This is a genomic window from Pirellulales bacterium, from assembly GCA_036499395.1.
Lineage (GTDB): Bacteria > Planctomycetota > Planctomycetia > Pirellulales > JACPPG01 > JACPPG01.
Window position 1 is genome coordinate 189,035 of record DASYDW010000095.1, and the last position, 22,633, is coordinate 211,667.

Sequence of the window (22,633 nt, forward strand, 5' to 3'; positions counted from 1 at the left end):
CGTTGTGGGAGTTCGCCTTAGAGCCTGAGTATGCTCAGGGGGCGCCTCGCCAGTCGATCCGTCGGCGGTCAGCTCCCTGTTCTCGTGGTATTCGCCCCACTTCCTGCGCGCTCTCCGCGAGATGACCCAATCAAGGTTTTCATCGTCGACCGGTGCTTTTGCGCCGGCGGAACTAGAGAGGCCGCGTAGCTTTATAAAGGAGACCGCTAATGATTCGCACCTTCGCACACTTTGTGTTTTTGTCCGTCGCGCTATGCGCGCAAATGACTTTTGCCAGTGGGCTCGTTATCGGCACCTGGAATTCGACGCGCGCCGGCATCGCCAATATTCCCACTGGCGAGTTCTCGACGCAGGCCGTGGCTTCGCTCGAAACCAACTTTCCCGGCATGAGCTTCAAGACAACGACGACGCTGACCCCGCAATTCTTTCAAGGGGTCAACATGTTGTTTATCGATACCGCACAGACCGACAGCGTTCCGATCACGCCTCTTTCGTCCAGCGAGCAATCGGCGCTTCTGAATTTCGTTAAAGGTGGCGGCAGCGCATTTCTGTTGACCGAAGGGTACGCTCCCTTTGTGCAAGCATCCCAATCGGTTCTCGCCCCTTTTGGCATCACGATCGCGGACGATAACCTCGACGGTCTGATGGCCGGCAATCCGGTTAACGAGCCGAATCCGATTTTTGACGGTCCCTACGGCAGCACGGCGTCAATCCTGCTGTATGGTGCCGGTGACTATCCCAACCTCGGCCCCCATGCGACCTCGCTTGCCGACAATGCGATCAACGGCCTGCCAGTCATGGCCGTGATTCCGCCGCATGCGCTCAGCCCAACGAGCGGGGCCGTGGTGATGGTGGCTGACTCAACGTCCTTTATTGACGTGGCGGCCGGCGGCGCATTCACCGAATTCGAGCCGCTGTTCTTGAACACCGTCACCTATCTGACGACGCCTGAACCGGGCTCGTTGGCGCTTGCCTTGTTGGGTGGCGCCGTGCTCGTCGGGGTGGCGGGACGCCGTCGGCGGTAGACGGTTGCCGTCCGCGAGTGGCGTTTTTGGCGTCGAGGGGCGTGATACACTGGAACGAGGTGTGTCATTGCCCCTCCGGCGAGTTCTCGTCTTGTCGCGAGCTTTCGTATCACTGATCATGTGCGCCGCGCTTTTGCCTGGCCTTGCGCCAGGCGAAGCGCCGGCGCGCGTCGTGTCGGGGGATATCGGTACCCGGCACGCGGCGGCAAGGGTGAAGTTCGCGAAGAAGCTGGCTGAGCTGGCCGAATGGGCTGACGGTCAGAATCTGCCGGCCGAGGCAAAAATCTCGCGCAGCTGGCTGCCAGCGGCCGAGCCGAATCGGATCGCCCTGGCATGCCGGCCCGCACCGGGTGACACGGCCGAGTTGCCGGAATCGAGCTCGGATGAGTGGCGCGCGCGTTTTCAGAAGCTGCGTACAGCGCAGGCGGCAGAGCTATTTGCGCTGGCCGAGGAGGCCGCCGAGCATGGTCACGCTGCCGCGGCGTTTCCGCTATTGGTCGAGGTGATCCGCGACGAGCCGGGACACGAGCGAGCACGCAAGATCCTCGGCTATGAACTGCACGAGGGGCGTTGGCTGACGCCGTTCGAAATCGCGAAGGCCAACGACGGACAGGCGTGGGATTCGCGCTTCGGCTGGCTGCCTGCAAAGTATGTGACCCGATACGAGGCGGGCGAACGGTATTACAACAACCGCTGGATCACGGCCGAGGAAGACCAGCGATCGCGTGCCGATCCGCGCAAGGGTTGGGATGTCGTCACCGAGCATTACAACATCCATACCACGCACAGCCTGGAAGAAGGGGTGCGGTTGGCGACGCGTCTGGAGCGGTTGTATGACGCCTGGCAGCAGATGTTCACCGGCTTCTACGCGACTGACGCTCAGCTGGCGCGGCGCTTCAAATTGCAGGCCGCGACGCACACCATGCCGCAACGGCATCGCGTAATGTATTTCCGCGATCGCGAGGAATATATCAAGGCGCTCGAAAAGGAAGAGCCCGGCATTCGCGTCAGCACTGGTTATTACCTGGCGAACAAGAAGACGGCTTACTTCTATGCGGGCGACGAGGACGGCGAGACGAATCTGTATCACGAGGCGACGCACCAATTGTTCACCGAGCTGGGAAAGACCGTGCGCGACATGGGGCGCGACGGAAACTTCTGGGCCGTCGAAGGAATCGCTTGCTTCATGGAATCGCTTACCGAGGGGGGCGGTTGGCATTTGCTCGGCGGCAGCGACGCGGTGCGATTGCAGGACGCGCGGCATCGGCTGCTGGTCGACAATTATTACGTGCCGCTCGCAGAGCTTACGGCTCTCGGCATGGAACAGCTCAAGCGCGATCCCAATATCGCGATGCTCTACAGCCAGTCTGCAGGGATGACGTATTTCTTGATGTTCGCCGACCACGGGCGCTATCGAGCGCCGCAGGTCGCGTATCTGGCCGCGATTTATCGCGGCGCCGCGCGCCCTGGCACACTGGCCGAGGTATGCCGATCGACGAACGAAGAGCTCGACGACCAATATCGCACGTACCTCGAAAGTGTCGACGAATAACACCGCGTCGGCTGGCGTCCTGTGCCTCGTGGTTTTCGATAACCGGCTGAAGTTTGAGGCGGGCGTTCTCGCGGCCCCATTTCCCTCGCTGGCGCTTCGGGCTAATGTGGGATGCGCACCGAGCGTTTTTCGGTGCCACGGCTATTCCGAAATCCGTCATTCGCCATTCACGGAGTTTTTTCGTGCGCCCTTGGAAGCTTGCCGAGACGAACTACGCGTATGTGAAAGACAATGCATTCCAGGTAGCAGTGCTGCCGCTGGGGGCGACCGAGCCGCACAATTTGCACCTCCCCTACGGCACTGACACGATCGAAGGGGACGTGGTGGGAGAGGAAATCTGCCAGGCCGCGCACGATCGGGGGGCGAAGGTCATCCTGTTGCCGACAATCCCCTATGGCACCGAAACGAACCAGATCGCTTACCCACTGTCGATGAACGTCAATCCGTCGACGCTGGCCGCGGTGATTCGTGACCTGGTCGAATCGCTGGCGCGGCATGACATCCGCAAGGTGGTGTTGCTGAACAGCCACGGCGGCAATGATTTGAAGCCGATTCTGCGCGAGCTATACGGCAAGACTTCGGCGCAGCTGTTTTTGTGCAATTGGTACAAGGTGCTGGCCGACGTCGAGCACGAAATCTTCGACGATCCCGGCGATCACGCCGGCGAAATGGAGACGTCGTTCATCCTGGCCTATCGGCCCGACCTGGTGGCCCGACGTCCCGATGGCACGCTGGCCGCGGACGACGGCGCGATGGCCGTTACGAAATTCGATGCGGTGAATCGTGGGTGGATCTCGATCACCCGTCCCTGGCACTTGCTGACGACCAACACCGGGGCAGGTAATCCGCACGCCGCCACGGCCGAAAAGGGGCACGCCATGATGAAGCTGCTGGTCGAGCGGCTGGCCCAATTTCTGGTTGAACTTTCGGCGGCACCGTTGGACGAGCGTTTTCCGTATTGAAGGACCGGTAGTCGGTAGGCAAAGAGAATTTGCTCGGTCGCCCGTCGCGAAGCGCCTGCCGTCGTCGAATTGTTCGTCCGCCCCCGGCTCCGCAGCTGCTCGTCGTGTGACTATAATAGGCCTCGCTGCCTGGAACGGTCGTTCCGCTTTCGAAGTCGCCTCGCCCCCATTGACCCGCGTACTCGGAGAGACCGTTGTTTGCCGGACCTGTCTTCAGCCGCGAGGTGATAAGCGCGCCTCGCCGGCCGAGACTTTATGCCTGGCGCGCGGCCTACGTCGGTGGGCTGCTGGTCCTCTTGAGCACGGCCTGGCAGGTGCTGACCGGCACGCAGAACATTTCGGACACCGGTGAGCTGGCTCGTTTCGGCGTCATGTCGTTTCAGATTCTTGCTCCGCTGCAATTGGCGGTGGCCCTGTTTTTCGCGGCCCTCTCCTCGGCCGGCGCCGTGGCCGTCGAAAAAGATCGGCGCACGCTCGATCTGTTGCTTTTGACGCGGCTATCGAACGTCGAGCTCGTGCTGGGAAAGCTGTTTTCCAGCCTGCTATCGATCGCGTCGCTGATACTGGCGGCGCTGCCGTTCTTCATGCTGTTGGCGTTGCTCGGTGGCGTATCGTTCGCGCAGATCGGTCGTGTCGTGGCGGTCGCATTTGCCAGTGCCATCGCGGCAGGCAGCCTGGGGACTTTGCTCGCCTTTTGGCGTGAAAAGACCTTTCAAGCCTTGGCGACCACTTTGTTGGCGGTCGTCCTCTGGCTGGCGCTCGGCGAGGCTTTGGCGGCCGGTGCCCTCGGAACGGAGCTGGCGGGCGCACCCGCGGGCACCTGGGCGGCGGCGATCAGTCCATTGCGCGCCACACTGTCGGCGACACAGTCGTTTATCGATCGCGGCGAGGGGCCGGCAGGTTTGCTGGGGCAGATCGCTCCGGCGGATCTGTTTTTAATCATCGCGGGCGCACTGACCGTCGTGCTCAACGGTCTGGCCATCGGTCTGGTGCGGGTATGGAATCCGTCGCGCGAAGCGCGTCCGCCCGTGCTCGAAGACGAAGGTCACGCCGTACGGTCGGCCGGCGGCGAACATCATTGGCGCCTGGCCACGGCAAATTCTACGGCAGCGTCGGACGCGACTGGCGCCACCGCCAAGCCAGCACGCCGTCACGGTCGCACGCGACGTGTATGGGACAATCCCGTTCTATGGCGCGAAGTCTGCACCTGGGCCTACGGCCGAAGGATGTTGCTGGTGCGTTTAGCCTACCTGGTGATCTTCGCCGCGTCGGCGAGCGGGTTGTACCTGACGATTGCCCAGCAGCGTACGCCGTCGATGGCCGCGATTGCGCTACCGATCGTGCCGTTGCTGGTGCTTAGCCTGGCGCTGATTAACGTGCAGGCAGTGACGTCGCTGACGGCCGAGCGCGATGCGCGAGCGCTGGATTTGCTGCTGGTCACGGACCTGACGCCGCGCGAATTCATCTTCGGCAAGTTAGCCGGCGCCCTGTACAACACCAAAGAAATGTTGCTGCTGCCGATGACGCTTTGCAGCTATTTATGGTGGGCCGAGCAGATCAGTCTCGAGAACCTGGTTTATTTGCTCAGCGGCTGGCTGGTGATGGTCGGCTTCGTAACCATGCTGGGCGTGCATTGCGGCATGAACTACGCGAACAGTCGTGCCGCGATCGCGGTTAGCGTCGGTACGGTATTCTTCCTGTTCATCGGCATCGCGACCTGCATGCGGATCATGGTCGCGTTCAGTGGCTCGTTCCAACTGCAACTGCAGCCGTTTCTAGCCTTCATGGTCGGCGGGGGCATCGGCTTGCTGGTTGCCCTAGGGTGGCGCAATGCGTCGAGTGCGATTTGGATCGCGGCGTTCGCTTGCCCGTTCCTGACGTTCTACGCGCTGACCAGCTTTCTGTTGAATTACACGCTGGCGGTGCTGCTGGTCGTGGCCGCGGCCTACGGCTTTGCGACGGCGGCGATGCTGGTGCCGGCCCTGTACGAATTTGACGTTGCCACGGGGCGCACCGGCGCGGATGAAGGCTGACGAATCTGCTTCGCGATTCGTATCTTTTGCCACGGGCGCCGCCGCGATGCGGTCGGCGCGGAAACATCGCCTGGCTCCGGCTATCGACTAACGGTGATAGCCCAGCGACTTGACCACGGCCAGCATTTCATCGTGCGTGATGAAGCGCCGACGGTGCATCAGCTTGTAGGCGTCGATCGCACGCGCCAATTCCCGGCCATCGGGGGTGAGCTCGTCATGGCTGTCGGCGAACTGCCGGCGTTCCCGCCCGGGCGGCCCATCGAAGGAGTTTGAACTGCGGCGATCGATAAACGTATCGGGACCCGCGGTCAATGCTTCGGGCATGCCCATTCCATACTCCTCGTGAATTGATCCCGCCCTTGATTCTGTCCGCGCCTGCGCAGGCGCGTCTTGTGTGTTGGGGCGGCAGGCGGCCCGCAGAAACATACGTCGGGCGCAAGGTATCGTCAAAATCGTGCCAGCGGCGCCGGATCCGCGAAACCGGACGTAACGATTATGCCGGAGGCGATCATCCTCGTGAGGGATTCTCCCGTGGGCGAGGGCCTATCGCGCCGGCGGTCCCCCGCGTCCCGGCAGGCGGGCCAGCAGTTCTTGATAACGCGGATTGCCGGGGTCGCGGGACACGGCTTGTTCGAGTGCCACGCGCGCTTCGGCCGTGTTGCCACGTGCCATTTCGGCTTCGCTGAGGTTGTAGAGAATTTCGGGGTTCGCTTGATCGCGCGCATGCGCGTGCTGAAAGCTTTCGACTGCCTGGTCGTAGCGCTTCATGCCGGCGTATGCCTGGCCGGTCTCAAACAGCAATTGCGCCGGCTCGTCGCCCGGAGCGTGTTGATCGAGCAAGCTGTGCAAGTTCGCCAACGCCCGATCGGGTTGACCGGCCGCCAGGTAGGTCTTGGCCAGCTCGTGCAGAATCTGTGAATTGCGTGGATCGTAGCTGAGCGCGCGATGCAGATCGGCTAGCGCCTGGCGATTATCACCCAGGCGATGCATGATGCGGCCGCGTACCATCCATGCATCAGCAGATTTGGGATCGAGATCGATGGCGACCTCGGCGTCGTGACGCGCCTCTTCCAATTGGCCCGCCAACAGTCGGAATTCGGCGAGCCGATCGAGCAGGCGGGGATCTTCGGGCGAAACCTTGACGGCCTCGGCCAGTTGCGTGATGGCCTCTTCCCGTGCGCCGCGATGCCACAGCGCTTCGGCATAATGGCGGCGCGCGTCGACATCGGCCGGACATGCTTGGACGGCGCGGGCGAATAGCGACTCGGCCGTGGTCCAGTCCTGCCGGTAGAGCGCGCTTGCGCCTTGTTGCGAAAGCTGACGCGAGGTTTGCACGGTCCGCGATTTCGGCCCGCCGTATCCGGGGATACGACAGCCGGTGGTGGTTAGGCCAATCGCGAGGATGATGATGGCCTGCGTTGCAGTCCATGATCGCGCAGCGCGACCGGGGCGCATGAGCGACCGGTCGACATCGCGAATTGCCACGGATGGGCATGTCATGGTCAGCGCGGCTCCGCCAGAACTGCGTCTAATTCGCCGCGTTTCCAGAACTGGAAACCACTTCGCAGGGGCGGGATCGTAGCAAAACCGCTGCCTGGGGACAATGCACGCCGGATTCAACTCCGCCGGATGAATGCATTGAGAGCGAACCTGCTGTCACTGCAGCAATTCGTCGAGTTTGGCCGGGGTACAGATTTCCGCCATCCCCCGCTCGCAGACCTCCGACAAAATCGTAATACTGATCCCCTTATGGCAGCCATATTCAACAAACTGGGTATCCGGTTCCTTTACCCCGAGAACTGGACGCTGGACGAAAGTGAAGCCCTGGAGGGGAATCAGGTCATCACGGTATTTTCGCCGGGGGGATCATTCTGGTCCGTGATGATCGATCCTCCGGGAACCTCGCCCGAAAAGCTGGCCGCGACCGCCCTGAAGGCGATGCGCCAGCAATATGACGACTTGGACGCGGAGGAAGTCCAGGAAACCGTGGCCGGCACGGAACTCTTCGGCTACGACATGAACTTCTACTGTCTCGATCTGACCAATACGGCCCAGGTCCGCAGCTACCGCACGCCCGAGGCCGCGTATGTGATCTTCTGCCAAGCCGAGGATCGGGAGTTCGCCGAGATCGAAGAAATCTTCCGCGCGATCACGGTCAGCTTGCTCCGCTAGCGATGCTCTTCTCGGGGGCCCTCCTTCCCGGCATCCATCGCAGGCCGATGCTTGCCGGGCCATGCCCACAGTGCGTCGGATTGAATGCAATTCTTGTAAGTCTTACAACAATGAATCGCCGGACTCGGGACACGAAAGCTGGCACAGCAAGCGGCAACTCCCGGTGAAAACGCGAGATCGGGCAATCGGACCACAGCAAGAGACAAATCGAAAGCGAATTGGCACGCCAACTGCTTTAGGAGATATCCCGTCGGAGACCCAATCAGCCCTGAGGCTTCCCGCAGCCTCAGGGCCGATTTCCGGCGACAACAGATTGTTGGACCGTGAATCTTAGAAATTCGTCGCGACACACCGCGATGTAAGCCCGCAACGGGCGAAAGTCATTTTTTCACGGTTAAAGGGCCCGGTTGGCCACCCCGCAGGCCAACCGGGCCCCTTTTTTTGCGCCGGTGCCGTTCTGGCCTGGCGCTGTCGGCCCACTCAGGGCGACAGAGCCCCCTCCAAACGATGCATTCGGTTCCTGCCGAACCATTTATTTGCGCCAGCGAGTGCAACCGCGCTTGGCCGGCCTCATTGAGCGTTTTCTTATTGGTCCGCTATAATTTCCAGACACCGCAGCCGGCAATATTTGCCGCACGATTTCGCGGCATGTTGGGCGCGGCGCGGGAGAGAGAACGGCATCGTTCAACTCACGAGGAGCTGTTGCAATGGCAAGCGTTTCCGAAGTCTGTGCCATCACCCAGATCGGCCACACCGCGGGCGCAATCTGGCAAACCCTTTCCGAGAACGGTCCGCAAACGATTGCCCGGCTGATCAAGGAAGTCGATGCCCCGCGCGACGTCGTGTTGCAGGCGATCGGTTGGCTGGCTCGCGAGCACAAGATCGAGATCGACGAAGGTCGCTCGCGGACCGTTTCGTTGCGCTAGTCCGACGACCGAAAGTGTCCGGCAAGACGCGTCGGCGAGCGCTTCGAAGCGGGAAGTCGCGGGCCTGGTTTCGTGGTACGATGTGCGGCCATGAAACCCGCCCTCAGCCAGGTCTCGACGCTGAAATCGGCCTTCGATCTCGATATCGAAGAGTATGCCGCCGCCGCTTGCGATTGCTGCGAACTGTGGCTTGGCAAGCTGGAAACGTATCTCGACGCGCATTCGATCGATGACACCCGGCAGCTACTGGCCGATCATGCGCTGACAGCCCCCGTCGCTGCCTACCAAGGGGGCTTGCTGACGAGCCAAGGGGAAGCTCGCCGCGCGCACTGGGATCATTTCGCCCGCCGGCTGGCGCTCTTAAAGCAACTGGGGGTCGGGACCCTGGTCGTGGCTGCGGATATCTTGGGGGCGCTCACCCAGCAGGATCTGGAGCGGGTGCAATTCTCTCTGGGCCAGGGGGCCGAAATCGCGGGGCGCGAGGGTGTACGGCTGGCGCTTGAGTTTCAGGCGCAGGCGACCTTGATGAACAACCTGCAGACGGCGTCCGCATTCGTCGCCGAGGTAGGATCGCCCCACCTGGGGCTGTGCTTCGACGTATTTCAATACTACATGGGCCCCAGCAAGGAAGAGGATCTGCTCTACCTGGCGGCCGAGAACCTGTTTCACGTTCAACTGAGCGATGTCTCGGGTGTGGCGCGCGAGCTGGCTACCGATGCCGACCGCATTCTGCCCGGTGATGGAGATTTCAACTTGCAGCCGATCGTCGATCGGCTTGCCGCGATCGGTTACCGCGGTGTGGTTTCGGTCGAACTCATGAATCCGCAGATCTGGCAGATTCCGCCGCGTCAGGTGGCCGAAGTGGCAATGACGGCTTTGCGCAAATTGCTCGGCCAGGCCCGCATGCAGTAGGAGTTAGCGACGAAATCGCGTCGAATCCTGAAAAACGTGCAAGACTCGCGCCCGCCGGCAATCCAAAACCGGCGAGCAACTTTGCGGCGTGTGGCCGGAAAACAAGTTCCCTTTGCTTGTCGAAACTTCGATCAAGGCGGATAATTCGGTGAGGATGATGCGGAGCTGAGCTTGGGCTGAAGCCTGCCGCACGACCGGCGACCGCGGCGCGAAATGAGAGCGGTCGCTCGCCTCGACGAACGCACCGGATGCAGTCATGGCGGTATGCGCTCGCTCGTGACCAACTGCGGAAGGGATTGTTGGCCATGTCACGCCTCGGCCCGTTTTTATGGTGCGCGGCAGTCGTCGCATTTTTTTGCGAGTTGTCGATCGCCGACGAAGTGTCGCCTGGCTTCAGTCAGGCTGCGATCCACGATCCCTTCTCTCCACGTTATGTGCCGCTGACACCGGTCGCCGGAGGCATTCGCACGTTCAGCGTGGGAAATCTTTGGGGCGGGTACACGGTGGCTTATCCGTACTTCCCACCCAATCTCGTCGCGCCGAATCTCTATCCTTATGGCCCGTTCATGGAGATGTATTATCGGCCCGTGGTGTATCGTGCGGTTCCTCCGCCGACGCCCCCCTTTGCTCCCATCGGCGTGCAGGCCGCCGGGCTCGACGGTGGTGCGGGCGGACAGCCGGCCGGGCGCGCAGCACCGGGCGCGGTTGTGCAGGCGCTGAACGCCGGGTTTGGCGATCTCGCGGCCACCGAAGCGGCGCCGCAACCAAGACTCGGCAAGGCGCGCGCGACGAATGCCGAGGCGCGTGCCCGGTCCCAACGTTTCATCGTGTTGGGAGACCGTCATTTTGCCAAGCAGGCGTATTCGGATGCGTACTCTCGCTACAAGCTGGCGCAGCAAGCCGCACCGGACATGGGGGACGGATTCCTAAGGCAAGGATTCGCGCTGACCGCAATGGGCCGGTATGAGAACGCCGCTAAAAACCTCAAACGTGGCATTGCGCTCGCGCCGAATTGGATTAACTCGGGCTTTCGCTTGGATCAGCTGTATGGCGCGAACGCACTGGCCAAAGCCGCGCATCTGGAAGCGCTCGCGCAACAGGCGCTCAAAGGCCCCAGTTCCGATCTGCTGTTCTTGTTGGGGTTAATGCTCTACTGCGATGGGCAGGCCGAGCGGGCCGGCCCATTCTTTCTGCGCGCCAAGGAGTTAGCTGGTGGCGATGACGCGCACCTGGACGGCTTTTTGCAGAAGCTTGCGCCGGCCAATCAAGCTCCTGCCCCTGCGGAACCAGTCGCCGTAGCGAAGAAACCGGCTATCGCGCCGCCGAAAGAGCGGATCGCTCCTTTCAGCCAATTACCGGCGCCCACGGGCAATGCGGCGCGGCGCGCGACATCGCCACTCACGACTGCGCCCTCAGCCACACTACCTGCAGCGAAAGTGCCCCCAAAGACGGTGCCTGCAGCCGGGGCGCAACCGCGCAAGGAGCCGGTTCCGCCTCGCACGGCCGCACCGCAGGCGCGCGATTTGTGACGGCTCGCACGCGAGTCGCATAACGCGCGAGATTTTCCTTGACTGGCGCAATGTCGATGCGACGTCGACCGAGCCGCGATTTGCGCCGCTTCCAGAGTTTGCGCCATCGCGCGCTTGTCGACGCGGGTTCTTGTCGATCGCTCGCGTACGAACGAAATGCGATTGCCCAATTCACGCGCACGCGCCGAGAAAAGTGTGATTTCTCGTCGATTTCTCTTGCGCCCGCGCTAGCGTCGCACAAGTCATGGCACCACGTGAGATACGGCGCAATCAGCGAGCGACGATCGTCGCTGCAGCCGAGATGGCGCGCCATTTGCATCCCCCACATGTCAGAACTTTTGGCGGCCGACAAGCACGCATTCAGGGCGTTGCTTGGCGGCCGTTGTTGTCCCTATAGCAAAAAATTTTAAGACGTGGGAATAAGCAGCTTCTCACGTACCGCTGACATGAGCCAAACATTCGTATGGCATGCTACGCGTTCTGCTTCACTCAACAGACAGCCGCCGGGGTGCTCAACGGCGCCTCACGGTCACTATAAAAAGGAGGTTAGGGATATGCCGCACGGTTTCTTGATCGATATGGACGGTGTCATCTACCGCGGCCGCGAATTGATTCGCGGCGCCGATCAATTTGTGAATCAATTGATCGCACAACAGGTGCCTTTTTTCTTTCTCACCAATAACAGCCAACGCACTCGACGCGATGTCGCGACGAAGCTGCGCCGCATGGGGGTCGAGGCGGACGAAAAGCACATTTTCACGTGCGCCATGGCAACGGCTCGCTTCCTGGCGCAGCAAAAGCCGGGGGGCACGGCTTATGTCATCGGCGAAGGAGGATTGCTGAATGCCCTGCACGCGAACGGCTATTCGATCGTCGATCATGATCCGGATTACGTCGTCGTGGGCGAAGGGCGCACGATGACGATGGAAACGGTCGAGGCGGCGGTACAGATGATCGTTGCCGGGGCAAAACTCGTGGCGACGAATCTCGATCCCAACTGCCCGACGCAGCATGGCTTGCGTCCTGGTTGCGGGGCGATCGTGGCGATGCTCGAATCCGCGACGGGCGTCAAGGCGTTCAGTGTCGGCAAGCCCAGCCCCGTCATGATGCGCGCCGCGCGCAAAGAGCTGGGGCTGCGGTCCGAGGAGACGACGATCATCGGCGATACGATGGAGACCGACATCCTGGGCGGCGTGCAACTGGGCTATCGCACGGTGCTGGTCCTGTCGGGCGGGACCAACCGCGAGGACCTGATGCACTACGCGTATCGTCCGGACGTGATTCTGGAATCAATCGCCGAACTGAGCGTCACCGAATTGAGCGGCGCCAGGCAGCCAGAAGCCGAGATGGCGGCGTAGCCCCGCGCGTGGCAATGGCTGCGCCGTCTTCGGACATCAGCCACGTAGATGCAACTTCGGCGACGAGGGGGCGGAAAGCGGTCCGTCAATCCTCGTCGCCGTCGTCATCTTCCTCATCGCTCTGAGCGGCCCGCTCGCTGACGATTTCGTTGGCGCGATAGAGAAACCGGCCCAGCAAGCGCGCGTCGATCATCAGTACGGCGGCGTACAGCGGCGCACCCAGAATCGCAGTGATGATCGGCAAGTAATGCGATCCGATGCGCGTGAATTGCAGCCACGCGCCGGTGACGACCGCCATTTCCAAATTTACCAGCAACCAGCCTGAGAAGAATCCGAAGATCAGCCGCAACGTCGAGCCGCTGACCACGACCCAAAATGCGCCGTTCTCCAAGGCTGAAACGAGCATGATCGGGTAGAGGAAAAGTCCGACGAGGCCGCCGGCGACACTTGCCCAGGGGCCGCCGACCAGCGGCAGCAATACCAGGTAAGCACCGAAGCCGAGAGCCCCGGCCCCCGCCATGGGAAAGAGGACGTCCAGCGCCCGGGCCATGGCTTCGGGAAATTCGGTATCGTGCCAATCGGCAACGTCATCGTTGCCGGACGCCGTATCGCGAATGATGGCCACGACGCAGCCGGATCCGTAGGCGAGCATCAATAACCAAGAGATAGCGGCCAGCGCGATGGTAAAGGCGACCTTTATCGCCGCGCCTATGTTGCCCAGCGCGTTGCCGCCGGCGGCCATTTCGGCAATCACGCCAACCCCGTAAGCGGCCACACCGTTGGCAAACACCGCGAACAGTGTCAGCGTCATCCAGCGACTGACGGTTTCTGGATACCAGGGAAACGAAAAAATGCCGGTCCAGTACCACAATGATGGGGCCGGCGGTGGCAATGGCTCGGGCTCTAGAATAGGCTCAGCGCGTGGCGTCGTCGGCACGAGCGCGGCCAGGGGATTCTCCGGCGGCGGCGCGTCCAAGTTGTATTCGCCCGCCGGCGCGAGCTTTTTCGGCGGCGGCGCTTCGACCGGCGCGACGACCAGCACAGGCTTAAAGCAATCCGGGCAGCGTACGTGCTTGCCGATCAATTCGGCACGCGGATACAAAAGCGCGTGGCAGGTACCGCATTTCACTTTTACGAGCTGGGGCTGCTCGACCGGTTGATCGTCTCCGCTCAAGCGATACTCGTTCTCGCCCGGCGGATGCGTAGTAGCGCGAGCTTGCTGGGGCGTTTGTTCGACGACGGGCACCGCTGCGCCACACTCGGGGCAGCGGACCCTTTTGCCGATTAGTTCCCGGCGCGGATGCATTTGCGTCCCGCAGGTCGGACAGACCACGAGCACGCTGGCCTCAACGGGGTTGCCCTGTTCCATGTCCGACACGCTGGTGGCGAAGTGAGAAGTGCTTGTCGTCCGGATCTCGGCCGGTCGATCAGTTCCACGCCGGTCGAGCCTCGCTCGTTTGATCGATCGGCATCTATTCATCATCGCCGGTCGTGGGCGAGAATTCCAGGACTACCGTGAACGGGTCTGGCTAGTCGTTGCGGTATGGGGCGTGAACGGCCCGTTTCCGGGCAGCGACTTGGCCGGTTGCGATCGATATAATTACTGGTTCGCACAAAAATATTCTGGTCCTTACTTTCCCTGGAATTGCACGCCATGAGTGACGCATATCTGTTGGCCGGTTGTCGCACGCCGGTCGGAAAACTGTTGGGAAGTCTGGCCAGCGTGCCGGCACCAAAACTTGGGGCGATCGCCGTGGCCGAGGCTGTGCGCCGTTCGGGCCTGCCGGCCGACCGTATCGAGGAAGTCATCATGGGGTGCGTTCTGCCGGCCGGTCTGGGACAGGCTCCCGCCCGCCAGGCGGCACTCGGCGCGGGCTTACCAAACACGGTGGGCGCGTTGACGATCAATAAAGTGTGTGGCTCGGGGCTGAAAGCCGTGGCATTGGCCGCGCAAGCAATTCGCGCCGGCGATGCACAATGCATCGTGGCCGGCGGCATGGAGAGCATGACTCGCGCGCCGTTCCTGATGACCGGCGTCCGCGAGGGTTGGAAATTTGGATCGCAGCAAGTTCTCGATTCGATGCAGCACGACGGATTGTGGTGTGCATTCGAGAATGTGGCGATGGGAGTCGAGGCCGACTATATCGCCGCCAGCCGCGGCGTGAGCCGGCACGATCAGGATCAATTTGCCGTCGACAGTCACCGCCGCGCGGTCGAGGCTGCCGCGGCCGGCAAGTTTGCCGAGGAAATCACGCCCGTCGTAATTGCCGGACGCAAAGGAGACGTTCGCATCGATCAGGACGAGGGGCCGCGCGGTGACACGTCGCTGGATGTCCTGTCGCGCTTGCGTCCGTCGTTCGGCGCGGACGGCACGGTCACTGCCGGCAATGCCTCGCAGATTAGCGATGGCGCTGCAGCGCTGGTCGTGGCGAGTGCCGAGGTCGCGCGACAGGTTCGCTCGCCCATCAAGGCGCGGATCGTGGCCGCGGCGACCAGCGGCGTTGCACCGAAGGATATTTTTATCGCGCCAGTCACGGCCGTCGAAAAGGTGCTGGAAAAGGCGAAGATGACGCTGGCCGATATCGATCTTGTCGAGCTGAACGAAGCGTTCGCCGCGCAATGCCTGGCCTGCATGCGGCCGCTCGATCTGGGGCCGGCCAAGACCAACGTCAACGGTGGCGCCATCGCGCTGGGGCACCCGATCGGCGCCAGCGGTGCCCGCGTGCTTGTGACGCTCTTGTACGCCTTGGCGGATCGGGGGCTGAAACGCGGGTTGGCGTCTCTATGTTTGGGGGGCGGCAACGCCGTGGCTATGATCGTCGAGCGGGAATAGCCCTCGACCGATAATGTGAGCCAGCATGACGACGTTGCGATTCGGACTTATCGGCTACGGCGCCTGGGGAAGTCACCACGCGCGAGCGATTACGAGCGTTGCCGACGCGCGGCTGGTGGCCATCTGCAGCCGCGGCGAGGAAAGTCGCCGCCGGGCCGCGGCAGACTACCCGTCGGCCAACGTTCATGCCGATTATCGCGAACTACTTGCGCGAAACGATCTCGACGCCGTCGCCGTGGTGCTTCCATCTCATTTGCACTTCGAGGTGGCGCAGGCGGTGCTCGAATCGGGCCGACACCTGCTGTTGGAAAAGCCGATGACGCTGTCAGTGGCGGACGCCGCGGCGCTGGTTGAGCTTGGCAAATCTCGCGGCGTTCGATTAGCCATCGGTCACGAATTGCGGATGTCGTCACTGTGGGGCGAAGTGAAACGCAGGATCGACGCCGATGAAATCGGCGAACCACGGTACGCGCTAGTCGAATTGTGGCGAAAGCCCTATCGGCTTGGCTCGGACGGCTGGCGCTACGATATCAATCGGGTCGGAAACTGGATCCTCGAAGAGCCGATTCATTTCTTCGATCTGGCACGATGGTATTTGTCACGGCTCGGCGAACCTGTTTCGGTTTACGCCGCCGCCAACGGCAAGCAACCAGACGATCCCGAGTTGCATGACAACTTCTCGGCCATTTTGAAGTTTCCCCGTGGTGGATATGCCACGATTTCTCAATCCTTGGCCGGCTGGGAGCATCATCAAACGGTGAAGCTCACCGGCACGCGCGGCGCACTTCTCGCGCGGTGGAGCGGGGCGATGGATCGCACGTTCGAGCCGACCTTCAGCCTGCAAAAGTTGGACGAGGATCAAGCCGTCGACGTACCGATCGCCAAGCCCAGTGGCGAAGTCTACGAGCTGGTCGACCAGGCGGCCGCGTTCGTGCGCGCGGTGCGCGAGGGGACGGCCGTGGCCTGCTCGGGCGAGGACGGACGTTGGTCAGTCGCGATGTGCCTGGCGGCCGCGGAATCGGTGACCACGGGGCTGCCTGTCCACTTTTCCCGGGACTGACGCGTGTCGCAACCGTCTCCGACAAACTCACGGCGCTGGTACGCGGACCTGACCCGCTATCAATGGCTGGTGCTCGTGATTGCATCGGCCGGCTGGGTCTTCGATACGTTCGAAGGACAGCTTTTCAATATCACACGTGGCAGCATGCTCGGCGAACTGATCGACGCGAGCGCATCCGCGGACGACGCCTCACGCGGGGCCGCGGTGAAACAATCGGGCGACATGCTGCTGGCCGTCTTTTTGCTCGGCGGGACGTTAGGGGGCGTGGCCTTTGGCTCGTTGGCGGATCGGATCGGTCGTAAGCCGACGATGGCGCTGACGATTCTCTGCTACTCGTTGTTTTCCGGTTTGACGTACTTTGTCACCGAGATCTGGCAGGTCGGGGCGCTGCGGTTCTTGGTGGCGCTGGGGGTCGGAGGTGAATGGGCCGTGGCCGCGGCGCTGGTGGCCGAGGTGTTTCCGACGCACGCCCGGGCGCATGCCGCGGGGATCTTTCATTCGACGAGCATCTTAGGCACCTGGCTGGCCGCGATCGCCGGATTGGTCGTGAACGCCCAGTGGCGCTATGCGTACCTGGTTGGCATTGCGCCGGCGCTGTTGGTGCTGTGGGTGCGCAGCAGCATCGAAGAACCGGAAAGCTGGCGACAGGCGGGACGCGAGGATCGGCCGCTCGGCAGCTTTCGCGAGCTGTTCGGAATCGGGCGCTGGGCACGGCGGGCAATTTTAGGTGTGTTGTTGGCAGCAGTGGGGCTGGGAACTTTTTGGGGCGTGACCGTGGCCGGACAGGACCTGACGCAAGAACTGCTGTTGCGGAATGGTGTTCCTGCCGCGGAAGCGACGACGAAAGCGCGCTTCGCCTACGGAATCGTGCAGACGGCCGGCGGTGGATTGGGTCTGTTATGCTTCGCGCCGCTCGCTCAGCGGTTTGGCCGACGCCCGGCTTTCGCCATCATGTTGCTGGCGGCGCAAGCGATCGTGCCGGTGACGTGCTATTGGCCGCAAACGTATGGACAGATGCTGACGGTGCTGCCGCTATTCGGCTTTCTGACGCTGGGGATTCATGCCGGCTATGCGATTTACTTTCCTGAGTTGTTTCCCGGGCATCTGCGCGCGACGGGCGCCGGGGTCTGCTTTAATGGCGGACGTTTGCTGGCGGCGCCGTTGTTGTTTCTTTCCGGCCGGATCAAGGCACTGCCGGGGCTCGATCTGCGCTCGGCCGTATGTTTTTTGAGCTTGCTGTTTTCGTTGGGGCTGGTGTTTGTGTGGTTCCTGCCCGAGACCAAGGATCGGCCACTTCCCGAATGATTGCTATGGGGCACCAGTCGATCCACGAAATATCGCGCGAGGGTTAACGTTCATGATTCATGAGACATTGAGCGTTTCACAGGTCGCGCTGCCCGAGCAGCAGATGTACGACTGGCAACCATTTCCGCTGGCGCTCGAGTGCCGGACCGCGTCAGCGACTCTGCCGCAGGTCACGGCGTGGCTGGCCACGCAGCGGGATGACCTGCTGGCCCAGGCGGGAATCTGTGGGGCGATTCTGTTCCGTGGCTTTCCCCTCGCCACGCCCGTTGATTTTGACGGATTTGTAGCGGCCTTTGGTTTGGAGAACTTTCCCTACGATCAATCGCTGTCGAATGCGGTGCGCGTGAACCGTACGCCGCGTGTGTTTACGGCCAATGAAGCGCCGGCCTCGGTGACGATCTTTCTGCATCACGAGATGGCGCAGACACCGATTTTTCCCAGCCGGCTGTTTTTCTTTTGCGAACAGGCGGCCGCGTCGGGCGGGGCTACACCGCTGTGCCGGTCGGATATTCTGTGGCAACAGCTTGTCGAACGCTGCCCGCAGTTCGCGCAGGCTTGTGCGGAGCGGGGGCTGCGATATACGAACGTGATGCCGCCGGCCGCCGACGTGACGTCAGGCATGGGGCGCAGCTGGCAAAGCACGCTTCGGGCCGATAGCCGTGAACAAGCCGAGCAGCGTCTCAAAACCCTCGGTTACGAGTGGCAATGGCTGGACGATGGCTGTCTGCGGGCGACCACACCAAGACTGCCGGCCGTGCGTGATCTTGGCGCGGGACGGCGATCCTTCTTCAACCAACTGATTGCCGCTTATCACGGCTGGAAGGATACGCGCAACGATCCGGCGAAAGCGATCGTACACGGCGATGGTACGCCGCTGGACGCGCAAGCTGTTGCGACCGTGGCCGAATTAGCGGAAGGCCTGACGTTCGATATCCCCTGGCAGACCGGGGACGTGGCGCTGGTGGATAATTTCGTCACGATGCACGGCCGCCGACCGTTCAGCGGCATACGGCGCGTGCTGGCGTCGCTAACCTAGCGATCGGCCTTGGTGAGTTGCCAATTGGAGATGATGACGTCGGCTCCCGGCGTCAGCTTGCGGAGCTTGTCGGTAATGACCGGCCGTTCCGAGACCTTGGCGGTCTTCAATTTCTTGGCCAAAAGCCCCAGCTTCTTGCGACGATGACGGCGCCGCTTGATTTCCTTATGGCGTTCGCTGATTCCACCCACCTGTGAGGACTCCTAGCCGGGGACATTCTCGACCTTAGAACCGCTTCCCGCCGCGATGGCGAGAACCCCGTTTGTAGCCCGGCAGGCAGGTTGCGTCAATCGCCATTGGCCGGGGGGCGACCCCGTTCCGAGGGGCGCAACGGGCCAGCAATCCGCGGCGATCGGCTCGCCACGTACGATTTTCGAAGGCCGATTCCTGTTATCGGCCGGCAGGCCACGGCCGGCGCAGATTTCGGTCGACTTCAGCTGGGAAAAATGCAGGGTCTCGTCCAACGGATGGCTATTCGACCTGCAGTTCCCGAGTATCGACTCGATGAATTTGTCGCGATCTCTGTCGGAGTGGCATTTCCGAAATCGAATCGACGCCCATTGTTTATTTTATTTTGTCAGGAATTTGCTTCTAGAATCGAAAAGCAATATGGGGGCAACAACTGCATTTATCGATGTCTGGAGAAATTGACAATGAAGCGATCCTGCCCCGGTGCCTCCCCGCTATCGACGGTGATGATCTGTCTCGTAACGCTCGCGGGACCGGTTCGTTTGGTATGCGGAGATGTCGTTATCAATCAGGGGAATATGAACGCCAATGGCTGGCAGTTTACGGCAACAGATAATCAGGGCAATCCTGGTCTCGGGGCAGGAACGGGTACGTTCGTAACCGGCCCCGCCACCCCGCCCGCCGGCGTAGGCAGCTTCAATTTTCAGACGGCCTCCGGGGACGGGGACCAAAGCGTCCAACTGCGCAACTCCAGTTGGGCAGGCACGAGCCTTTCTGCGATCACCGATCTAAGCTACAGCACATACGCGACTTCAATCGGCGGCGACCAATTGCCGTGGCTGACGCTCTACGTCAATACCAATGGCGATCTTGGAGCGGGCTACAATGATCGGATCGACTTCGAGCCAGTTTATTCGAGTTCCACCGCTGGCAATGGCAATCCCTTTACTCACCAAGGGCCGATTGCACTCGACACGTGGCAAACCTGGAACACGCTGAGTGGCATGTGGTATTCGGACAACGGCGCGCCTGGTTCCAATATCGATCTCTCGCATGCCAACGGTCCCGGTGAGTACGCAATTACTTTTCAGGAGTATTTGCACGAGTTTCCGAATGCAATCATCGTCAATGATGTCGACAACCAACTGGGCGGAATTCGCCTTGCATCGGGATATTCGAGTCCAGGGGACAATTACAACACCTACGTCGATGCGCTTACGATCGCCACGGGAGACAACAGCGTGACCTACGATTTTGAGCCCGGGGGATCGGTAGTACCGGAACCCGCCAGTGTGGTCATGTGGTCCGTGTTGGCGACCGTTGGGCTGGGCATTTGCAAGTGGCGAGGAGCGCGATTGAAGAAATAACGCGCATGGCGATCAGGTTCATTAGGCCATCCACGTAGGATGGCCTTTTTTTGCGCGCCAAGTCGGACAAACAGCCGCACTTCATCGGCCTAGGGAGCCGGTCGGCGATGATCCGCTCTTGATTCAGTATCTTCCTGCTTGACCGCGCGCCGTCCGTCGGGGGCATCATCAATCCGCCCCAAGTAGTCAGTCTGACCGTTGACCTTTTTGCCCAGTGCCCCCTGGGCATGCTTGAATGGGGGTAAGTCCTTGCGAGACTTGCCACGAGACGTAGACTTGGAGCCAGGAGATTTTGGTATTTCGACGGGTCGCAGCTCGTTATCGGGTGTACGAAAGGGGTGTACAACACGGTGACTGGCAGGCGGATCGGAAGTCAGAAAATGCAATAACCTCGGGGAATTGTAGAGATTCGGATGGGTGGCAGAGTGGTCGAATGCGGCAGTCTTGAAAACTGCTGGGTGCGCAAGTGCCCCGGGGGTTCGAATCCCTCCCCATCCGCTTTGTGCGTCTAGCTAATCGTCTTGCGTTGTCCGTTGCTGGAACGAACTTGCGGCGTCGAAGGCGATCGGCAGGACCCCGTCGGAGCGGGCTTCTTTGATTCGCACCAACTGATAATCGGGATCGTCCTTGTCGAACTTGTCGGCATTCGCGGCCAGATCGGTCGTTGCGGACTCGATTGCCGTGCAGAATGTCCGCCACGAGTTCGTGGCTTGCCACTCGTCGTCGACGACGTCCGTCACGCCCGGCAATTCGCAGTCGGCATTCTCGTCCATCTCAGCGCCCAATAGCGTCGTCTCCAAGCCCACCAGTTGGGTGTGCTCTTTGTCGAGATAGAACGCCACATAGCAATGATGGGGGAGCGAGACCAGGATCGGCTCAATGTCGATTTTGCGCAATAGCGATGCGAACAGCACGGCGCCATCCACGCAATTGGCCTGGCCGTTGTTGATCGATTCGTCGAGCAGTCGGACGTGCTGACTGTAGACGGTCTCGTTCGTGGCGACGCTTTTGGTAATGCTGCTGTAGCGCACGTCGCGCTCAGAAAGGGCATTCCACAAGGCGTAAACCTGCCGGTAGACGTCCTCGGTCTTGCCGGATTGATAGCCCGAGAATGAGCTGACGACCCCGTCGTCCAACGCCTCGCGCAAGACCTTGTCGATGAACGGATGTTGTTCGTTGACGTACGCGGCGAACATGTATGACATGTCGGTGATGCCGCCATCGGGATTTACCCGAGCAAACGGACAATCGTTCACCGATCGCACCGTGGCGGTGGTGGTGTAGACCTCGGGCTCGTCGCCGCCGATCTTCACAGTGAAGGTGACTGAGACCGGCGTCGACTGCTTGTTTTGGGCGAGCGCTTTGTAGTGATAGCGGATGCGCGGATAGATGTCGTATTCGGCGCCGGCATGCTCGAGGGTGCCATCGAACGTGGTGCGGTCGAGGATTTCCTTGCATTCGATCGTCACCTCGATCGGGGTGTCATCTTCGGTCGCAACGACCTTGACCCCCAAGACTCCCTGAGGGTCCCCCAGTACGACAACGTCGTCGTCCGTGTCGGTTTCCTGTTCGTCGTCTTCTGCATGGCGGATGGTCGACGACGCCAATAGATAAGAGGGAAAGAATTGATTATTCCACCCAATGATCGGTACGAAGCTTTCCTCGCCGAATGCGGGTATGACCGTCAGGAAGGCGGATCCCAGTGCTGCGAATGAAACAAGAAATGTCGTGCGACGCATGAAGACGCTCTCCCCTGATTCAAGGCCTCGAAGTCTCACTGCAACGTTACGTCAGGAGAGATCGCGGCGCGAGAGTGCGGTGTGTGGTGAATGAACTGCCCCGGCGAACGCAGCAGGCGGCGAGAACCGATCTCGCACGATTTTGTGCGTTGCGCCGAATATGCGGTAGGTGGGCCAGGTCACGCCCGACAGTCACCCGGCTGCGATGGGGACGGTAGCATTGTGTCGCGTAGGGGCGTCTCGACTGCGACTTTCGCTATGCTGATCGTTGAGGCGGCAATGGCTTTGGCGACGGTCGTCTTTTCAGTGGCCGTCGACGAGATGGTGGCCAGCCAATTAGATGCAACCACGGCGATGTCTTGAGCGTTGACGATGCCGTCGCCGTTGACGTCGCCGATCGGGCCAGGGGTCAGCCAATTCGAAGCGATCAGTGCGAGATCTTGCGCATTGACGATACCATCGCCATTAGCGTCGCCGGACAATATATCCGTGCTGCTGACGCTGAAGTTAGTAGGAGAGCTTGCCGTTCCGAGCGTCCCGTCTTGATCGAAGGCCTGAACTTTCCATTGGTAGTTATGGCCTGCGGTAAGCGGGGTGCTGGGGGTGTAGCTGGTGCCGGCGACCGACAGGTTGGT

General features: G+C 61.3%; 21 protein-coding genes and 1 tRNA gene. 15 read left to right on the forward strand and 7 right to left on the reverse strand.

Annotated elements, in window-relative coordinates; all coding sequences use genetic code 11:
- The first annotated feature begins 209 nt into the window (after positions 1-209).
- The 4 genes from VGN12_17540 (at position 210) to VGN12_17555 (ending at position 5,572) form a co-directional block, all read left to right on the forward strand.
- A complete protein-coding gene (locus VGN12_17540) occupies positions 210-1,025 on the forward strand; it encodes a PEP-CTERM sorting domain-containing protein (protein ID HEY4311258.1) in 816 nt (271 codons plus the stop codon).
- A 91-nt stretch (positions 1,026-1,116) separates the two neighbouring features.
- On the forward strand, positions 1,117-2,577 hold the full coding sequence (locus VGN12_17545) for a DUF1570 domain-containing protein (GenBank protein HEY4311259.1): 1,461 nt from the start codon (positions 1,117-1,119) through the stop codon (positions 2,575-2,577).
- Positions 2,578-2,759: 182 nt separating this feature from the next.
- Positions 2,760-3,539 carry a creatininase family protein gene (locus tag VGN12_17550; GenBank protein ID HEY4311260.1) on the forward strand — a complete coding sequence of 260 codons (780 nt, stop codon included), beginning with the start codon at positions 2,760-2,762 and terminating at the stop codon, positions 3,537-3,539.
- Positions 3,540-3,733: 194 nt separating this feature from the next.
- A complete protein-coding gene (locus VGN12_17555; protein ID HEY4311261.1) occupies positions 3,734-5,572 on the forward strand; it encodes an ABC transporter permease subunit in 1,839 nt (612 codons plus the stop codon).
- Positions 5,573-5,659: 87 nt separating this feature from the next.
- On the opposite strand, the gene VGN12_17560 is transcribed toward VGN12_17555, so the two are convergent.
- Both VGN12_17560 and VGN12_17565 read right to left on the reverse strand, forming a co-directional pair.
- Positions 5,660-5,902: a hypothetical protein gene (locus VGN12_17560; GenBank protein ID HEY4311262.1), complete on the reverse strand. Its 243-nt coding sequence runs from the start codon at positions 5,900-5,902 to the stop codon at positions 5,660-5,662.
- Positions 5,903-6,115: 213 nt separating this feature from the next.
- Entirely contained in the window at positions 6,116-7,072 is a 957-nt protein-coding gene (locus VGN12_17565) for a tetratricopeptide repeat protein (GenBank protein HEY4311263.1), read from the reverse strand.
- 249 nt (positions 7,073-7,321) lie between these two features.
- Here VGN12_17565 and VGN12_17570 point away from each other — a divergent pair, with 249 nt between their 5' ends.
- The 3 genes from VGN12_17570 (at position 7,322) to VGN12_17580 (ending at position 9,582) form a co-directional block, all read left to right on the forward strand.
- A complete protein-coding gene (locus VGN12_17570) occupies positions 7,322-7,744 on the forward strand; it encodes a hypothetical protein (GenBank protein HEY4311264.1) in 423 nt (140 codons plus the stop codon).
- 707 nt (positions 7,745-8,451) lie between these two features.
- Positions 8,452-8,670 (forward strand): winged helix-turn-helix domain-containing protein, encoded by a 219-nt coding sequence (locus tag VGN12_17575; GenBank protein ID HEY4311265.1) that lies wholly within the window; start codon positions 8,452-8,454, stop codon positions 8,668-8,670.
- A gap of 90 nt (positions 8,671-8,760) precedes the next feature.
- The gene (locus VGN12_17580) at positions 8,761-9,582 is read left to right on the forward strand and encodes a sugar phosphate isomerase/epimerase (protein HEY4311266.1); all 822 of its coding nucleotides are present in this window, start codon (positions 8,761-8,763) and stop codon (positions 9,580-9,582) included.
- A gap of 3 nt (positions 9,583-9,585) precedes the next feature.
- Here VGN12_17580 and VGN12_17585 read toward each other — a convergent pair whose 3' ends face one another.
- Positions 9,586-9,840 (reverse strand): hypothetical protein, encoded by a 255-nt coding sequence (locus VGN12_17585; protein HEY4311267.1) that lies wholly within the window; start codon positions 9,838-9,840, stop codon positions 9,586-9,588.
- Between the two features lie 47 nt (positions 9,841-9,887).
- Between VGN12_17585 and VGN12_17590 the strand changes: the two genes are divergently transcribed.
- Positions 9,888-11,111 (forward strand): hypothetical protein, encoded by a 1,224-nt coding sequence (locus VGN12_17590; GenBank protein ID HEY4311268.1) that lies wholly within the window; start codon positions 9,888-9,890, stop codon positions 11,109-11,111.
- 554 nt (positions 11,112-11,665) lie between these two features.
- On the forward strand, positions 11,666-12,469 hold the full coding sequence (locus VGN12_17595) for a TIGR01457 family HAD-type hydrolase (GenBank protein ID HEY4311269.1): 804 nt from the start codon (positions 11,666-11,668) through the stop codon (positions 12,467-12,469).
- A gap of 85 nt (positions 12,470-12,554) precedes the next feature.
- On the opposite strand, the gene VGN12_17600 is transcribed toward VGN12_17595, so the two are convergent.
- Positions 12,555-13,838, reverse strand: coding sequence for a hypothetical protein (locus VGN12_17600; protein HEY4311270.1), 1,284 nt, complete (start codon positions 13,836-13,838; stop codon positions 12,555-12,557).
- 285 nt (positions 13,839-14,123) lie between these two features.
- Between VGN12_17600 and VGN12_17605 the strand changes: the two genes are divergently transcribed.
- Genes VGN12_17605 through VGN12_17620 form a run of 4 tightly spaced genes read left to right on the forward strand, consistent with a single transcriptional unit; the run spans position 14,124 to position 18,703 of the window.
- A complete protein-coding gene (locus tag VGN12_17605; protein HEY4311271.1) occupies positions 14,124-15,302 on the forward strand; it encodes an acetyl-CoA C-acetyltransferase in 1,179 nt (392 codons plus the stop codon).
- 25 nt (positions 15,303-15,327) lie between these two features.
- Complete coding sequence (locus tag VGN12_17610) at positions 15,328-16,362, forward strand: Gfo/Idh/MocA family oxidoreductase (GenBank protein HEY4311272.1); 1,035 nt, start codon at positions 15,328-15,330, stop codon at positions 16,360-16,362.
- Between the two features lie 3 nt (positions 16,363-16,365).
- Positions 16,366-17,667 carry an MFS transporter gene (locus VGN12_17615; GenBank protein HEY4311273.1) on the forward strand — a complete coding sequence of 434 codons (1,302 nt, stop codon included), beginning with the start codon at positions 16,366-16,368 and terminating at the stop codon, positions 17,665-17,667.
- Between the two features lie 52 nt (positions 17,668-17,719).
- Positions 17,720-18,703, forward strand: coding sequence for a TauD/TfdA family dioxygenase (locus tag VGN12_17620; GenBank protein ID HEY4311274.1), 984 nt, complete (start codon positions 17,720-17,722; stop codon positions 18,701-18,703).
- Here the strand turns inward: VGN12_17620 and VGN12_17625 are convergent.
- Positions 18,700-18,894, reverse strand: a complete 195-nt coding sequence (locus VGN12_17625; GenBank protein HEY4311275.1) for a DUF6800 family protein — start codon at positions 18,892-18,894, stop codon at positions 18,700-18,702. The two genes, VGN12_17620 and VGN12_17625, sit on opposite strands and share 4 nt — an antisense overlap.
- A gap of 255 nt (positions 18,895-19,149) precedes the next feature.
- Between VGN12_17625 and VGN12_17630 the strand changes: the two genes are divergently transcribed.
- Entirely contained in the window at positions 19,150-20,259 is a 1,110-nt protein-coding gene (locus tag VGN12_17630; protein HEY4311276.1) for a hypothetical protein, read from the forward strand.
- 411 nt (positions 20,260-20,670) lie between these two features.
- Positions 20,671-20,757, forward strand: a tRNA-Ser gene (locus VGN12_17635).
- Between the two features lie 14 nt (positions 20,758-20,771).
- Here the strand turns inward: VGN12_17635 and VGN12_17640 are convergent.
- Together VGN12_17640 and VGN12_17645 are read right to left on the reverse strand one after the other, a co-directional pair.
- Positions 20,772-21,998: a hypothetical protein gene (locus tag VGN12_17640; GenBank protein HEY4311277.1), complete on the reverse strand. Its 1,227-nt coding sequence runs from the start codon at positions 21,996-21,998 to the stop codon at positions 20,772-20,774.
- 179 nt (positions 21,999-22,177) lie between these two features.
- On the reverse strand, positions 22,178-22,633 hold a 456-nt coding region (locus tag VGN12_17645; GenBank protein ID HEY4311278.1), incomplete at its 5' end, for a dockerin type I domain-containing protein.